The sequence below is a fragment of the Acinetobacter sp. ABJ-A23_2 genome, assembly GCF_044538765.1.
Lineage (GTDB): Bacteria > Pseudomonadota > Gammaproteobacteria > Pseudomonadales > Moraxellaceae > Acinetobacter > Acinetobacter nosocomialis_A.
In genome coordinates this window covers 1-15,673 of sequence record NZ_JBIUCP010000023.1, presented here as the reverse complement: position 1 = coordinate 15,673, position 15,673 = coordinate 1, and the positions used below count along the sequence as shown (strand labels likewise).

Below are 15,673 nucleotides of genomic sequence, written 5' to 3'. Positions count from 1 at the left end.
AACGTGACATTTTTAATTAGAATAAATTTTTAATTGCTTTATAAGATTTGATCAAGTGATTCATTTCACAAGATTAATCCTGACTGGAGAAAAATTTATGCAATGGACAAAACCAGCTTTCACTGATTTACGTATTGGTTTTGAAGTAACAATGTACTTTGAAGTACGTTAATTATTTCTATTCAAATCTGTCATAAGCCCTAGTTTTGTTCTAGGGCTTATGTCTTTCTAATAAGATATTAATTTTATGTATATTTATATTTTAGGTTCAGCAGCTGGAGGCGGCTTCCCTCAGTGGAACTGTAATTGTCCTAATTGTCATGGTGTGCGTACAGGTACGATTAATGCCAAAGTACGTACTCAATCTTCAATTGCGATTTCAGAAAATGGCGTAGACTGGATTTTATTAAACGCATCACCAGATATCCGCCAGCAATTATTTGATTTTAAAGCAGCTCAACCTGCGCGTAAATTACGTGACACGGGCATTACCAACGTTATTTTAATGGATAGCCAGCTTGACCATACCACTGGACTGTTAACTTTACGCGAAGGCTGTCCAATGAATGTGTGGTGTACTGAAATGGTCTATCAAGACCTGACCACAGGTTTTCCAGTCTTTAACATGTTGAAGCATTGGAATGGCGGTCTTCAATACAATGAAATTAATCCTAAACAAGCTTTTAAAATTGATGGTTTCGAAAATTTAGAATTTTTACCTTTAATTATTCAAAGCGCTGCGCCGCCATACTCGCCACATCGCCATGACCCGCATGAAGGCGACAATATTGCTTTAATCATCAAAGATCATAAAACGCAAAAACAGTTGTTTTATGCGCCAGGGCTTGGAAAGATTGACGATCAAATCATGCAGATTATGCAAAGTTCTGATTGTGTCATGATTGACGGTACACTTTGGACCGATGATGAAATGCAACAAACGGGTGTAGGTAAAAAAACTGGCCGTGAAATGGGGCATTTATATATTAGTGGTGAAGGTGGTTCACTGTCTTATTTGAACCAACTCAATACACCGAAAAAAGTGCTGATTCATATTAACAATACCAATCCGATTTTAAATGAAGACTCCGCTCAGTTTGCCGAACTAAAGGCAAATGGTGTAGAGGTTGCCTATGATGGCATGCAGATCGAACTCTAAGGTGAAACATGACTCAAACACCTGAAGCTTTAACAACCGAACAATTTAAACAAGCCATTATTGATAAAGGTCAGTATTATCATATCTATCATCCATTTCATGTGATGATGTATGAAGGTAAAGCGACCCAGCAACAGATTCAGGCTTGGGTTGCAAACCGCTACTACTATCAGATCAATATTCCACTCAAAGATGCCGCGATCATGGCAAATTGTCCTGATCAACGTGTGCGTCAGGAATGGATTCAACGCATGATTGATCAGGATGGTGAATATCCTGACGGTGGTGGCCGAGAGGCTTGGCTACGTTTAGCTGAAGCTGTTGGTTTGAGCCGTGAACAGGTTATTTCCGAAGAATTAGTTTTACCTGGGGTACGCTTTGCCGTAGATGCCTATGTAAATTTCGCACGCCGTGCGTCATGGCGTGAGGCAGCAAGCAGCTCTTTAACTGAGCTATTTGCGCCTCAAATTCATCAGTCACGACTTGAGTCATGGCCACAGCATTACCCTTGGATTGATGACAAGGGCTATGAATATTTCCGCTCTCGTTTAAGTCAAGCACGCCGTGATGTTGAACATGGTTTAACAATCACGCTTGATTCATTTACCACACATGAACAACAACAAAGAATGCTGGAAATATTGCAATTTAAACTGGATATTTTATGGAGCATTTTAGATGCCTTAACACTGGCATACGTACACAATGAAGCACCGTATCATAGCGTGACCAAAGAACGGGTATGGCACAAAGGACTATTTAAATGAATAAAGAACAATTTGATATAAATCTTGTGCCGACATGGCGACAAGGTTATCGCTTTCAATTTGAACCCGCTCAAAATGGCTTTGTGATTTTATATCCTGAAGGCATGATCAAATTAAATGAAAGTGCAGGGGCCATTGGACAGTATATTGATGGAAAAAATAACGTTTCTGCCATTATTGCCCAACTCAAGCAACAATTTGGCGATATAGCCGAAATTGACAACGATGTTATTGATTACATGTTAGTTGCCCAGCAACAGCACTGGATTGATTTTATATGACCAATGGTGTTGGTTTACCCCTATGGCTACTAGCGGAGCTAACGTATCGTTGTCCGCTACAATGTCCATATTGCTCGAACCCTTTAGACTACGCACAGCACAAAAATGAACTGACTACTCAAGAGTGGTTTGACGTTTTCAATCAAGCTCGGCAAATGGGTGCTGTACAGCTCGGGTTTTCAGGTGGTGAACCTTTAGTACGTCAAGATCTGGAACAGCTTGTGGCACATGCACACCAACTCGGGTTCTACACCAATCTCATTACCTCAGGCATGGGACTTACCGAACAGCGTATCTCTCATTTAAAACAAGCTGGCCTAGACCATATTCAAATTAGCTTTCAAGCAAGTGACCCAGTTGTTAATGATGCTTTGGCAGGATCAAAACATGCTTTTGAACAAAAGTATGAAATGTGCCGACTTGTTAAGAAATATGATTATCCGATGGTTCTTAATTTTGTGATCCATCGGCATAATATTGACCAGATTGATAAAATTATCGAGCTTTGCCTTGAACTTAATGCAGATACAGTCGAGTTAGCAATTTGTCAGTTTTATGGTTGGGCATTTTTAAACCGTCAGGGTTTATTACCAACACAAGAACAACTCATACGTGCCGAACGTATTACCAATGAATATCGCGACAAGTTAAAAGCGCAAAATCATCCTTGCAAACTTATTTTTGTAGTCCCTGACTATTACGAAGAAAGACCAAAAGCCTGTATGAATGGCTGGGGTAAAATTTTCTTTACGGTAGCGCCAGATGGTATGGCTTTGCCTTGTCACGCCGCTAGACAGTTGCCTATTTCTTTCCCAAATGTTCGTGAACAAAGCCTTTCCAATATTTGGTATAAATCTACAGGTTTTAATCACTTCCGTGGCGATGCATGGATGCCAGAAGGGTGCCGTAGTTGTCCAGATAAAGACCGCGACTTTGGTGGCTGTCGTTGCCAAGCCTATATGTTAACAGGCGATGCAAGCAATGCAGACCCTGTCTGTGGTAAATCGCCATATCATCAGCTGATTGAACAGGCACGTGCCGAGAGCGAACTCGATTCCTCACTAGAAAAACTGGTGTTCCGTAACACTAAAAATTCAAAGCAATTTACGGTTCAGCAAAATATTCCTGTTCAAAATATTGCAGATGAATAGCGGTGAGAACGTAAATATGAATCATGGCTCAGTTCCTGTTTTTGATGGTCATAACGATGCATTAACGCGCCTGTGGTTAAGCGATCATCGCAATCCTGCTCAAGCTTTTATTCATGACCGTTTAGCGGGACATCTCGATTTAAAACGCTGTCAAGAAGCAGGCTTTGTTGGCGGTATGTTTGCTATTTTCTTGCCACCTTTTGCCTATGTTCAGCAGCACCATCCTAATAAGCTTTTTGACCAAACTTCATCTGACTTCACACAACAGCAAATTGAACAAATTTGTCTGGAACAACTCGATTTAGCAAAACAACTGGCTGAATATTCTAACGATATTCAAATTTGCACAACTGTTCAGGATATTCAGCACTGTTTAGCAAAACAAAAGTTAGCCATTGTATTGCATATGGAAGGCGCCGAAGCATTACAGCACAATCCAGATTTACTCGATGTATTTTATGATGCAGGGCTTCGTAGCATTGGACCGCTTTGGAATAGACCCAGTCGTTTTGGACATGGTTTAAACGCTAAATTTCCCCATTCACCCGATACGGGAGCTGGCCTTACACACGAGGGCAAAGCATTTATAAAGCGCTGTGCTGATAAAAAAATGGTGATTGATGTTTCCCATATGAATGAAAAAGCTTTTTGGGATACAGCTCACATTCTTCAGCAGCCAATTGTCGCGACTCATTCGAATGTCCATGCTTTATGTCCACAAGCCAGAAACCTAACAAATGACCAACTCAAAGCGATCAGAGACTCTAAAGGCATAGTTGGGGTAAATTTTGATGTGGCTTTTTTACGTAAAGACGGGCAACGTGATGCCAACACATCCATTGATGTACTTTTAGAGCATCTTGAATATTTAATAGATCAAATGGGGGAAGATCATGTCGGTTTTGGTTCCGACTTTGATGGAGCACTCATTAGCCATGAAATTGAAGATGTTAGGGGGCTACAACTACTCATTGAAGCAATGCAAAAAAGGCATTATTCAAATAAGACTATAGAAAAGATTTGTTTTTCTAACTGGTTAACCGTACTAAATTGTATTCTAAATAAATAATTTATTGCTAAACATATTAAAAATAGCGAATTATTTTGCATTTTTTATTGGCCGAAATGACTAGAAAAAGTACAAATAGTTTAATTGTCAACCATTCGGTAAATTAATTAGAATCGATATTACTAAATGTAAGAACATTTGGTATTTCAGGTCTTTAGTGGTTTTCACATGCGCCCATTTCTTTATGAGAAGTAGAAATGGGCGTTTTTTATTGCCCAATTATAAAATGTGAATCTCATCACAAGAATGACCAATTAATTGCAAATGATCCCTTTCCCATCTTGACTAAAAGTTCAGCATTAAATACATTGGAATTGTATTTAAAGATAAATAAGATTGCATAAAGCAATTAATAATACTGCTTAATCCTGAAATACAGTAGAAAGCCTATTCTATTTTTAGAATAGGCTTTTTGCTTTGTATCAAAATTTATTTATGAAACTATTACACTCTTCAATTAACATAAAAATTAAATACCTTACAAAAGCGACTCAAATCAAAGTCCTTAAATAACAAAGAATGTGCTATTAATTTAAGTTGATTTCTCAAAAGTTTCTCCGTCAACTGAAGAGGTGCAAAATGTTAAAATCAATTTTAGTACTAGGAACAGGTATTGCTATTGGCATGTGCGTGTACAAGAAGAAGCAAAAAAACAGTAAGAGCTTTAGTACCGATAGCGATACTGACTCTTTGATTAGTAAGGATAATAATAAAAATAAAGATGATAGTTCACTCGACAATGCTGTACAGGTTTAAAGTTAAATAAAGGGGTTCATACGTGAACCCTTTAAATATAGTCTTATAAATTAAATTTACTTAAAATAATTAAGCTTTTTTATAAGCTAGTTTAATAATAACTCCTATTTGAAATAATTATTTCACTATTCATTTAATTATTAAATAAATATGTTTAAAACAAAAAAAACACTTCAAATGCTAAATTTTACATGTTGTAGCAAAACACCCTTTATCATTTTTAACGTTAAGAATAAAAAAATGGAGACTAAAATGTCTAAACGTCATATTTTAAAAGAAGTTAATGCAAAAAGTATGTGTGGTATGGAAATCGTAGTAGAGCAAATTTTTGAAAATGCGCTTGAAAAAAATTTGGCTTCAACCGCAATAGAGCAAAACTGGTTACCGCTTTCCAAGATTGTAATTTCAGACAAAGTCATCAATTTAGATCAAGACAATACCTTTGCTCATCCAAGAACAGGCAAAGTCTTTAAGGTCTTAAACTCTTAAACAATTTGGTTTTAGCATGAATATAAAAGAAATGATTGAGGCGAAACACTTAACTGTTTCGCCTCAATCAGTTTTATGGATTAGTTTTCTTCTTTAAAAATAGTTTCTCTGCGGCTCCCAATACAAAAATAAAGAAGACCGGCACGAAAAATACAGCCAGAATAGTTGCAGAGATCATACCTCCAAATACACCAGTCCCTAGAGCATGCTGAGTTTCTGAACTCGCACCACTTGCAATTACCAACGGAATTACACCACAAGTAAAGGCAAGGGAAGTCATTAAAATTGGACGTAAACGTAACTTCGCTGCCGCAACCGCCGCTTCAATTAAGCTCATACCTTCTTCTTTAAGCATTTTTGCAAACTCAACAATTAAAATCGCATTTTTGGCAGACAAACCAATAATAGTAATCAGACCAATTTTGAAGAAAATATCATTTGGCATTCCTCTTAACATAATGGCCAAAATAGCTCCAAAAATACCTAAAGGAACAACCAACATAACGGAGAGTGGAATTGACCAACTTTCATAAAGTGCAGCTAACACTAAGAATACGACCAACATCGATAAAGCAATGAGAAATGCCATTTGCGATTCAGACTGTTTTTCCTGCAAAGAAATACCTGTCCATTCATAGCCAATGCCTTGAGGAAGTTTAGCAATCAATTTTTCCATTTCTCGCATTGCATCGCCTGAAGAAACTCCAATATTAGGAACCCCAGCAATACTTAATGAAGGACGGCCATTATATCGATTATATTGCTGCGGTAACTTGTTCCATTGCGGAGTAACCACCTCAGATAAAGACACCAGTTGTCCATTTGCGCCTGCAACCTTCAAGTTCAAAATATCTTTTAAATGCATTCGCGATTGTGCATTGGCTTGAACAATAACTTGCTGCATACGGCCCTGATTTGGGAAGTCATTAATATACATAGACCCCATAGAAGTCGAAATAATATCTGAAACAGAAGCAAAGCTAACACCTAAGGTATTTAACTTCTCACGGTCTATTTTCAAACTAATATTGTCACCTTGTGGCAAGCCTTCTGGATAAACCATATAAAACTTTTTGTTTTGAGCGGCCATTTCCATGAGTTTATTTTGCGCTGAAATTAAAGCCGGCATTCCTAAATTGGCCTTATCTTGTAAACGCAAGCTAAAGCCTGAAGATGTACCTAACTCATCAATGGCTGGAGGAAGTACAGACATCGTTGTACCTTCCTTACTTTTCGCCATTTCTGCATTAACAAAGTTGGTATAGTCAGTTGTAGATTTATCCCGTTCGCCAAAATCTTTTAAGGTTGTAAAAGCAAGCGCAACGTTTTGGCCAGCGCCACTAAATCCCCAACCCATAATTGAAATATTGCTTTTTACATCTGATTGTTCATTTAGATGACCTTCAAACTCTTTGACAATTTTTTGAGTCCGTTCTGCAGTTGCATCTGAAGGCAATTGGAACGAAGTTAAAAACCAGCCCTGATCTTCTTCAGGCATAAAAGCGGTTGGCCAATATTTCATACCGGCAAAAGTTAGGCCTGTAATCACCACAAAAATGATGAATGTCGGAATCGTATGTTTAACTACTTTTAAAAGAATAACTTCATATTTTTTTGTGACTTTATCAAAGCTTCGATCAAACCATGCATAAAACCCTTTTTTTTGATGGTTCGCATCAATTGGTTTGAGCAAGGTTGCACAAAGTGCAGGAGTTAAAGTTAAAGCTAAAAATGCCGAGAATAAAATTGAAACCGACATGGTAATCGTAAATTGGCGATAGATAATACCAACCGAACCACTTGCCAAAGCCATAGGTAGAAATACAGCCGCCAACACTAAGGTAATACCAATAATTGGGCTGGTAATCTCGGTCATGGCCTTAGAGGTCGCTTCTTTAGGCGATAAGCCTTCAGTTGCCATAATCCGTTCAACATTCTCGACCACCACAATCGCATCATCAACAATAATTCCGATGGCAAGCACCATACCGAACATGGTCAACACATTAATTGAGTAACCTGTCAAAAGCATGATGGTAAAGGTGCCGAGCAGGGCAATTGGTGCTACGATCGCAGGAATTAAGGTATAGCGAACATTATGAAGAAATACATACATCACAATAAAAACCAGCACCATGGCTTCAAGTAAGGTATGAACTACTTTTTCTATCGAAATTTTAACGAAAGGCGCAGTGTCATAAGGAATACTGAATTGCATTCCTTCGGGTAGGTTTACTTTTAATTCATCGAGTTTCTGCTTTACCGCATCGGCTGTTTTTACTGCATTTGCACCAGGACTAAGCTGAATTGCCGCAGCCGTTGCAGGTTTACCATTTTCTAAAATTGCAAAGCTATACGATTGTGCGCCCATTTCTACATCGGCTACATCCGATAACTTAATATGAGCACCGCTAATATTGCTCTTTAAGCTAATATTCTTAAACTGCTCAACTGTTTCGAGTTGCCCTTGAGCAGATAAAGGCACTGTAATTAGCTGCCCGTTAACTAAAGGGCGGTCACCAAGCCGACCTGGTGCAATATCAATGTTATTGCTGCGAATCGCATTGTTTACATCGCTAATCGATAGACCATAAGAAATCAATTTATTGGGGTCAACCCAAATCCGCATTGCTTTTTCAGCACCAAAAGACTGAATTTTTCCGACACCCTCAACACGCTTAAGCTCTTCGACCACATTACGGACCAAGTAATCACTTAAATCGACCTCTGAATAACGATGGTTAGGTGAGTTTAAACCGACCAGCATTAAAAAGCCTGAAGACGATGCTTCGACTGCTAGACCTTGTTGACGAACAACTTGCGGTAAGCGGGCTTCAACCGCTTTAATCTTGTTTTGTACATCGACCTGAGCCATATCGACATCAGTGCCGGGTTTAAACGTTGCAGTAATTTCAGCGGTTCCTGACGAATCGGTTGTCGCGCTATAGTAGAGTAAGTTTTTTACTCCCGACATTTCCCGTTCAATGAGGGTAATAACGCTATCATTAATCGTTTTGGGAGTAGCGCCAGGATAGCTTGCTGTAATGTTCACCTGAGGCGGTGCGACACTCGGAAAGCGTGCAATAGGCAACTTCGGAATACTTAGTACACCAAATAAAATAATAAAAATCGCAATTACCCACGCAAAAACAGGGCGGCGAATAAAGAATTGAGACATCATTTAGCATCTCCTTGCTTCACCGTATTTTCTGCCGAGGCGACTTTCCATGCTGAAATCGCTAGCTTTTGGTTAGGCTGAATACGCTCAATCCCTTCAACGACAACTTTATCTCCAGCTTTCAAGCCCTTATTGATGAGATAAAATTGTTGATATTGTTGGCCCAGCTCTACAGGACGTATATCTGCACCACCTTTGGCATTTACAACATAAACTTGTGGGTCGCCGTTCATATTGCGCTGAATAGCTTGTTCCGGAACAAGTAAAGCCTGAGGAACAGATGCGCGTTCAATGTTGACGCGCACATACATGCCCGGTAGTAATTTTCTTTCAGGATTGGTCACTTCAATACGGATGGTGACATCACCCGTTTCAGGGTCAACATTAATATCTTCAAAAAGCATTTTTGCCGACACGTTATAAGGTTGTCCCAAACTATTTAAAATTTGCACACCCTTTTGATTGTTGGCAGATAACTCGCCACTTTGTAAAGCTTCCTTTAAGCGCTCATATTCACCAATAGACTGTTTTACGTCGACATACACTCGGTCAATTTGTTGAATGGTAGCCATCGTATTGCTATCAGCTTGGCTGACTAGAGCACCTTCGGTCACAAATGATTTACCAATACGACCGGAAATTGGTGCTCGCACTGTGGCGTACTGTAAATTAAGATTTTGGCGAGCAAGCAAAGCTTTCATTTGAGCAACATCTGCAATCGCTTGTCGATATTGCGATTCCGCATTACTTACTTCTTGCTTACTAATTGCGTTGCTTGGTAAGAGTTGTTGATAGCGTTCAAGTTGTACTTTTAAACGATTAACTTCTGCTTCAGCTTTGTTTAGGCCAGCTCGATTACTATTTACATCAGCTTCAAAAATCTCCGAGTTTATTTTATATAAAGGTTGTCCAGCCTTAACTTCACTACCTTGTGCAAACAGAACTTTTTCAACAATACCACCTACCTGAGGACGAATTTCGGCTGTACGGAAAGCCTGAACACGCGCAGGTAGATTTTCACTAAAGTTCACCGACTGCGGTTGAATTGCTAAAACAGTCACTTTAGCTTCTTGCGCTTGAGCTTGATCTGTCGCTTGTTCTTTACCACAGCCATACAAAGCAAGACTAATTGAGAATATGAATGGAACTAAAAAATGCTTCTGCACTTTTGTAACACCTAATAGACTTCTAGATGCTGGCATTATTTTTGATGTGTGTGTAACAAAAATCACCAATGTGTGGAAAAAGTGTGGAGATTTGCGGAAAAATGCGCGTATCATAAATCAAATTTTTCTCGTGTTTTATTGCTATGTTCGAGTCAACCTTTACGTTTAATTGTCAAGACAAGCTTATTCTTGTGGTGGAAGATGACTATGATATTGGCGATATTATCGAGCATTATTTAAAACGCGAAGGCATGCGTGTCGTACGAGCCATGAATGGTAAGCAGGCCATTGAAATACATGCAACTCAGCCTATTGATTTGGTCATACTCGATATAAAAATGCCCGAATTAAGTGGATGGGAAGTTCTAAATAAAATTCGGCAAAAAGCAGCTACACCTGTGATTATGCTAACTGCTTTAGATCAAGAAATTGATAAAGTCATGGCTCTAAGAATTGGGGCAGATGACTTTGTCGTAAAACCATTTAATCCCAATGAAGTGGTTGCACGTGTACAAGCAGTACTACGACGTACTCAACAAAACCAGCAAATGTCTAACCGAAATCTGATTTATAAAAATATTGAGGTTAATACCGAAATTCATACTGCTTATATATATTTAGGTAACAAGCAACAAGCGCTTAATTTGACCCTGACTGAATACAAAATTTTGCTATTAATGCTACCTCATCCACATAAAGTTTTTACCCGTTCTGAACTGATGAATCATTGCTTACCAGATCGTGATGCGCTTGAGCGTACAGTTGATAGCCATGTCAGTAAGCTACGAAAGAAAATGGAAGAGCTAGGTTTAGAGAACATGCTAATTAATGTTCGTGGGGTAGGCTACCGTTTGGACAATCCGCATGAAAAATAAAACTGGTATTAGTAAACAACTGATTATTGCTCTTAGCTTTACCAGTCTAATTGTTACGTTGAGTTCGCTTATATTAGGTTATGGTACCTATTATGTTGCGATTGAAGTTGGTCTTATTTCTCTTGAAAAATTAAAAGAAAGCGATGAATTTTTCCACTATTTAGACGGCGTATGGTTATTCGCCGTGCTTCTATTTGGTACGGCATTTTCAATTATTTTAGGTATTAAACTTGCTCAACGTTTTATTGTGCCGATTAATCTATTAGCAGATGCAGCAAAAAAAATTAGTCAGGGTGATTTATCTGCACGTGTGGACAGCCCTGTGCATCATACTTCCGAAATTGCTGAACTGATGCATAATTTTAATGATATGGCACAAAAGCTTGAAACTTCTGTACAAAACGCGCACGTTTGGAATGCTGCCATTGCCCATGAGTTAAGAACACCTGTCACAATTTTACAAGGACGGCTACAAGGTATTATCGATGGTGTCTTTAAACCCGAGCCGGCTTTATTTAAAAATTTACTGAGTCAAGTTGAAGGATTGTCGAACCTTGTGGAAGACTTACGTACTCTAAGTCTTTTTGAAAACCAGCAACTCAGACTTAATATTGAAACGAAAAATTTTAATGAGACTGCCTATAAAGTCGTGCACATGTTTCAAGAAAAACTACAGACTGCTCAACTTAAAGTAACTTTCAATATTCAGGCACCAGAAGTGAAGTGCGATCATAGACGAATAGAACAAGTTTTAATTGCTTTACTTGATAATGCCACGCGATATGCAAATCCGGGCAAGTTAAAAATTTCAACCCAATATCATCAACATGATTGGGTTTTAGAAATAGAAGATGAAGGGCCAGGTATTTCAGCTGAGCACCATAAAGAATTATTTAATCCTTTTTTTCGGCTTGAGCAGTCAAGAAATAAAGAGCTAGGTGGAACTGGCTTAGGACTTTCAGTTGTACAAGCGCTGGTGATTGCACATAAAGGACAGGTTGATTACATCAACCAAAATTCACACAGCATTTTTAAAATTAGCATTCCTCAACAAGAGGAAAATGAAATAACTTAACGCTTTGATTAACAGAATTTGCATTTCTTGACTCGTGATTAACCTAAAAATGCGTTAAGTTACTTATAAATTTTTAAAGTAAATACTGATTTTTTATGATAATTGAGATAGAAACCCATCCACTACAACCATTTTTACCTGAAAATGCCCGTTTATTAATGCTAGGGAGTTTTCCACCACCCCGTAATAAATGGAAGATGGACTTTTACTATCCAAACTTTCAAAATGACATGTGGAGAATTTTTGGCTTAATCTTCTTCCAAGATAAAACCTATTTTTTAAGTGAAAATCAGAAAACATTTAATGAAGAACGGATCCGAAATTTCTTAACTGAAACAGGTATTGCTATTTTCGATACGGCTTATCAAATTAAACGCCTCAAAGGTAATGCTTCCGATAAATTTCTGGAAATTGTAACTCCAACAGATTTGGCTGCTTTACTTCAGCAAATTCCTTTATGTCAGACGATTATGATGACAGGCGACAAAGCCACTGATACCTTAATTTCGGTTTTACCTGAAAACACTGAAAAACCTTTAATTGGGACATCGACATCAACTTACTTTGCAGACCGTAATATTCATTTATATCGGTTACCATCCTCTTCTAGAGCCTATCCATTAGCTCTTGAGAAGAAAGCAGAAGCCTATCAAAAATTCTTTAGTGAAATTGGATTCTTGTAATATTCAAAATTACATCATCCATTCAATAGGCAGGTAAGAAACAGCTTTAATCATTGTTCTCTGAAAGCGACTAGTTCCCGGGTCTTTATCATATTCAATAACTTGCCCATTCGACTGATAATCTAGCCAAGTAATTTGCCCTTGGCTATTTAGTTTTAGTTGATAGGCTACTTGCGGCAAATGCCGATCTAACATAACGGAAATTTGGGTTTGTAATTGGTTAGACTCAATCACTAAGCCAACTTCAGTATTTAAGTAAGTAGAGCGAGGGTCGAAGTTAAAAGAACCAATAAATACTTTGCCGTCTACATCAAAAAATTTAGCATGCAAACTTGATTTGTTTTTACCTTTTGCTGGTATAACACTACCCGTTACAATTTCGTACCATGTTCTACGTCGCCGTTCTAACACTGGTTTAAACTCGTAAAGCTCAATGCCATTTTTAAGCATTTCTACGCGGTATTGGCTATAAAAAGCATGTACGATCGCAACATCGTTCGCAGCAAAAGAGTTGGTTAAAGCACGAACTTTGATTCCTTCAACTCGCAGTTGCTTTAAATAATAAGTACCTTGTTGTGTAGGTACAAAATAAGCCGAAGCGAGTTCTAAGTGCTGCTTAGGTTTACCCATAATAGACATGACTTGCCCATAAAGCATTTCATGTTCAGTTGCAGTACCCAAAATCTTCTTGGGCGAGTCTGCTACAAAGTGTGCTTTAGACCACTGAATAGGGTTATGCTCTAAAAGCTCTTTTAAATAGCTCTGCGCATCATAAAGCTTATCTTCGGTAAGGCTATGGTCTTCATGGTGTAATTGTTCATAATGCTCTCTTAAAGCTTTTAAATGATGCTCAGCACAAGTTCCAATAATGGTAGTTGCATTTACACTTAAAGTACTTTCCCAAAAATCGGCAAATACAGCTTGAGCATGCCTTACGGCGTCTCCATAGAACAAAATATCCATATCTGTAAATTGAAACTTACTGCTTGCTTCAAAGTATTCACTACTAATATTTCTACCGCCTGTTACTGCAATCGAAGCATCTGCAATAATGAGCTTGTTATGCATGCGGTGATTTACTTTTTTGAACCGAAAAATATAGTCAAAAATACGTAGATATCGAAACTTGTAGGGATTAAATAATCTAATTTCAAAATTGGTATGCTGTGAGAGACTTCTTAATATGCCATCAAGTTTTATGCCGTTTTGATCATCAATTAACAGTCGAACTTTTATTCCTCGATCTGCTGCCTTAAGCAATTCATGCAGAATGAGGTTACCCACAAAATCATTGGTCCAAATGTAATATTGTAAATCTATCGTTTCCTTGGCATTTCTAATTAAATAGATGCGTGAGGCGATACTCATAAATGCATCATCAAGGGCTACAAAGGCAGTAAGACCCTGACGCGTTTTTTCTTCTGCTGCATCATCATTCAACCAGTTATTTGTCTTTATCACTATATCTTTCTCATTAGAATCGTATCTATCTGTATAAGAAGGTAAATCAGTAAAACCCCAAGCACTTAAGGCCATATTACTATATTGCTGATATAGCTGATTGATCATGTAAGCATTTAATTTGCATCCAAGTTAGGCTTATCTGAGCATTCTTATATTCAATTTATATGTCAAAAATCACAATAACAGTATGATTTTGTTGTACTCTAAAAAATCATAAAATTAAAATTCATATAAAATATTGTTTTAAAAGATATTTTTAAAACATCATAAGAGGTCTATTTAATGATCATTTTGACAATGTGAGCTGCATTTTACTGCAAGAAATTATTTCGATAATTTAGGAGTTTTATCGATAAAATAGTGTCTTAATTCTCATTATTTTTATATGTTGTGCTTTAATAAATAATCGAGCTGCACAAATTCACATTACTTACAATTAGTTCAATAACAACTACATTAAAACACATGATTTCTATCATACTTCCTTAAAAAGCTGAGTAAGCAACCTCCCAAGAATAGGAAGGAAAAGGAGATAGGAAATGCCACAATATTTAATGATTGCTGAAAAGGTATATAAGAAAATTGAAGAACAAGATCTTTTCTCGGATAGTCCCACGGAACACCTAAATAACTTAATAGGCGTAATCCGTAAAGAAATTAAAGGCACTAAATTTAAGCTTAAATATAACTTTATTGACTTCGAAGAATGTCTGACAAAACCACTAGATGAATGCGCCGTTAAGATTGATATTAGTCTAATGCCTAGTCATAAAAATAAGGATGAATATATCTTATGGTTAGCAGGATTTATAGAAAGAATGACTACAGGTGGGGAGACACAACTTCCACCTATTTCAAAATTTATTCCTCCAGATTTTAAATTTAATAATGAGTTTGATAACTTTAAAAATTCATCAGTAACAGCACAGACAAGTGATGATGGTGAACTCATCATCAACTACTTTAAATCAGAAGCTTTTATAAAAATGATAAAAGAAGAAAAATAATTTAAAGAATATAGAAGTGTTTCCACCACACTTCTATGTATCGCTGTCAAAATTCAGCGACTGCCTTCTGGGGCGGTTTTTTTTTGATCTTAACAATCTATGTTGATATGGATCTATTCACATAAGTTTTCACTGTGAACATAACTTGCTTGTTCGCTATAAAAACAGATACAGAAATCAATGTTAGTTTTTAATTATCTTCACTCATGAAGGAGATATAGAAATTTTAAAATACATTCTTTTTCCATTGAACCCGAGCTTTTCTCGTATTTTTCAAATAAAGATAGGGTAAAAGGCTCTCTTGTAGACAGTTTAGTCTAGATGTATTCTGAATCTATAAAGAACTTTCATATGTGTTGGTTTTTTAAAAGGAGGTGTCTATGCTCCATAATTTTAGACAGTTTTTCTGTATGCACATCTGGGAATACGACTTTGATATTTCACATGATGAAGTAAGAGAGTGCAGGAAATGTGGGAAAATTCATAAGATGAAGAATTCCCATAAAATGACTTAAGATTAAAGTATTATACTTTTAATCATATTAAGTAAATT

Annotated in this window: 15 protein-coding genes; 12 read left to right on the top strand and 3 right to left on the bottom strand. The window is 37.3% G+C overall.

The features are described 5' to 3' along the window. Window positions 1-97: 97 nt before the first annotated feature. From pqqA to ACH63V_RS09695, 8 genes are all read left to right on the top strand, one after another. Window positions 98-172 carry a pyrroloquinoline quinone precursor peptide PqqA gene (pqqA, locus tag ACH63V_RS09730; protein ID WP_125698836.1) on the top strand — a complete coding sequence of 25 codons (75 nt, stop codon included), beginning with the start codon at window positions 98-100 and terminating at the stop codon, window positions 170-172. A gap of 75 nt (window positions 173-247) precedes the next feature. Beyond that, complete coding sequence (pqqB, locus tag ACH63V_RS09725) at window positions 248-1,159, top strand: pyrroloquinoline quinone biosynthesis protein PqqB (protein WP_263613723.1); 912 nt, start codon at window positions 248-250, stop codon at window positions 1,157-1,159. A gap of 8 nt (window positions 1,160-1,167) precedes the next feature. Beyond that, window positions 1,168-1,926, top strand: a complete 759-nt coding sequence (pqqC, locus tag ACH63V_RS09720) for a pyrroloquinoline-quinone synthase PqqC (RefSeq protein WP_077163918.1) — start codon at window positions 1,168-1,170, stop codon at window positions 1,924-1,926. Beyond that, complete coding sequence (pqqD, locus tag ACH63V_RS09715; RefSeq protein ID WP_272373145.1) at window positions 1,923-2,207, top strand: pyrroloquinoline quinone biosynthesis peptide chaperone PqqD; 285 nt, start codon at window positions 1,923-1,925, stop codon at window positions 2,205-2,207. Before pqqC ends, pqqD begins: the two co-directional genes overlap by 4 nt. Next, window positions 2,204-3,358: a pyrroloquinoline quinone biosynthesis protein PqqE gene (pqqE, locus tag ACH63V_RS09710; RefSeq protein WP_396463375.1), complete on the top strand. Its 1,155-nt coding sequence runs from the start codon at window positions 2,204-2,206 to the stop codon at window positions 3,356-3,358. The genes pqqD and pqqE overlap by 4 nt, the downstream gene beginning before the upstream one ends. 16 nt (window positions 3,359-3,374) lie before the next feature. Beyond that, complete coding sequence (locus ACH63V_RS09705) at window positions 3,375-4,427, top strand: dipeptidase (RefSeq protein WP_396463374.1); 1,053 nt, start codon at window positions 3,375-3,377, stop codon at window positions 4,425-4,427. Window positions 4,428-5,006: 579 nt separating this feature from the next. Next, window positions 5,007-5,183, top strand: a complete 177-nt coding sequence (locus tag ACH63V_RS09700) for a hypothetical protein (RefSeq protein WP_002049853.1) — start codon at window positions 5,007-5,009, stop codon at window positions 5,181-5,183. Between the two features lie 252 nt (window positions 5,184-5,435). Further along, a complete protein-coding gene (locus ACH63V_RS09695) occupies window positions 5,436-5,672 on the top strand; it encodes a hypothetical protein (protein WP_311071070.1) in 237 nt (78 codons plus the stop codon). A gap of 73 nt (window positions 5,673-5,745) precedes the next feature. On the opposite strand, the gene ACH63V_RS09690 is transcribed toward ACH63V_RS09695, so the two are convergent. Further along, window positions 5,746-8,853 carry an AdeB/AdeJ family multidrug efflux RND transporter permease subunit gene (locus tag ACH63V_RS09690; RefSeq protein WP_396463373.1) on the bottom strand — a complete coding sequence of 1,036 codons (3,108 nt, stop codon included), beginning with the start codon at window positions 8,851-8,853 and terminating at the stop codon, window positions 5,746-5,748. Continuing rightward, window positions 8,850-10,016 carry an efflux RND transporter periplasmic adaptor subunit gene (locus ACH63V_RS09685; RefSeq protein WP_396463372.1) on the bottom strand — a complete coding sequence of 389 codons (1,167 nt, stop codon included), beginning with the start codon at window positions 10,014-10,016 and terminating at the stop codon, window positions 8,850-8,852. The genes ACH63V_RS09690 and ACH63V_RS09685 overlap by 4 nt, the downstream gene beginning before the upstream one ends. A 143-nt stretch (window positions 10,017-10,159) precedes the next feature. Here ACH63V_RS09685 and adeR point away from each other — a divergent pair, with 143 nt between their 5' ends. The 3 genes from adeR (at window position 10,160) to ACH63V_RS09670 (ending at window position 12,649) form a co-directional block, all read left to right on the top strand. Then, the gene (gene adeR / locus ACH63V_RS09680; protein WP_311087617.1) at window positions 10,160-10,891 is read left to right on the top strand and encodes an efflux system response regulator transcription factor AdeR; all 732 of its coding nucleotides are present in this window, start codon (window positions 10,160-10,162) and stop codon (window positions 10,889-10,891) included. Then, the gene (gene adeS, locus ACH63V_RS09675; protein ID WP_396463371.1) at window positions 10,881-11,966 is read left to right on the top strand and encodes a two-component sensor histidine kinase AdeS; all 1,086 of its coding nucleotides are present in this window, start codon (window positions 10,881-10,883) and stop codon (window positions 11,964-11,966) included. Before adeR ends, adeS begins: the two co-directional genes overlap by 11 nt. Before the next feature lie 95 nt (window positions 11,967-12,061). Next, a complete protein-coding gene (locus ACH63V_RS09670) occupies window positions 12,062-12,649 on the top strand; it encodes a uracil-DNA glycosylase family protein (RefSeq protein WP_396463370.1) in 588 nt (195 codons plus the stop codon). 9 nt (window positions 12,650-12,658) lie between these two features. Here ACH63V_RS09670 and ACH63V_RS09665 read toward each other — a convergent pair whose 3' ends face one another. After that, window positions 12,659-14,218 (bottom strand): phospholipase D family protein, encoded by a 1,560-nt coding sequence (locus ACH63V_RS09665; RefSeq protein ID WP_396463369.1) that lies wholly within the window; start codon window positions 14,216-14,218, stop codon window positions 12,659-12,661. Window positions 14,219-14,652: 434 nt separating this feature from the next. Between ACH63V_RS09665 and ACH63V_RS09660 the strand changes: the two genes are divergently transcribed. Continuing rightward, window positions 14,653-15,120 carry a hypothetical protein gene (locus ACH63V_RS09660; RefSeq protein WP_396463368.1) on the top strand — a complete coding sequence of 156 codons (468 nt, stop codon included), beginning with the start codon at window positions 14,653-14,655 and terminating at the stop codon, window positions 15,118-15,120. Window positions 15,121-15,673 lie beyond the last annotated feature (553 nt).

Coding starts and splice junctions, on each gene's coding strand:
- pqqB (WP_263613723.1), top strand. CDS start 248: ATGTATATTTATATTTTAGGTTCAGCAGCTGGAGGCGGCTTCCCTCAG.
- pqqC (WP_077163918.1), top strand. CDS start 1,168: ATGACTCAAACACCTGAAGCTTTAACAACCGAACAATTTAAACAAGCC.
- pqqD (WP_272373145.1), top strand. CDS start 1,923: ATGAATAAAGAACAATTTGATATAAATCTTGTGCCGACATGGCGACAA.
- pqqE (WP_396463375.1), top strand. CDS start 2,204: ATGACCAATGGTGTTGGTTTACCCCTATGGCTACTAGCGGAGCTAACG.
- ACH63V_RS09705 (WP_396463374.1), top strand. CDS start 3,375: ATGAATCATGGCTCAGTTCCTGTTTTTGATGGTCATAACGATGCATTA.
- ACH63V_RS09700 (WP_002049853.1), top strand. CDS start 5,007: ATGTTAAAATCAATTTTAGTACTAGGAACAGGTATTGCTATTGGCATG.
- ACH63V_RS09695 (WP_311071070.1), top strand. CDS start 5,436: ATGTCTAAACGTCATATTTTAAAAGAAGTTAATGCAAAAAGTATGTGT.
- ACH63V_RS09690 (WP_396463373.1), bottom strand. CDS start 8,853: ATGATGTCTCAATTCTTTATTCGCCGCCCTGTTTTTGCGTGGGTAATT.
- adeR (WP_311087617.1), top strand. CDS start 10,160: ATGTTCGAGTCAACCTTTACGTTTAATTGTCAAGACAAGCTTATTCTT.
- adeS (WP_396463371.1), top strand. CDS start 10,881: ATGAAAAATAAAACTGGTATTAGTAAACAACTGATTATTGCTCTTAGC.
- ACH63V_RS09670 (WP_396463370.1), top strand. CDS start 12,062: ATGATAATTGAGATAGAAACCCATCCACTACAACCATTTTTACCTGAA.
- ACH63V_RS09665 (WP_396463369.1), bottom strand. CDS start 14,218: ATGATCAATCAGCTATATCAGCAATATAGTAATATGGCCTTAAGTGCT.
- ACH63V_RS09660 (WP_396463368.1), top strand. CDS start 14,653: ATGCCACAATATTTAATGATTGCTGAAAAGGTATATAAGAAAATTGAA.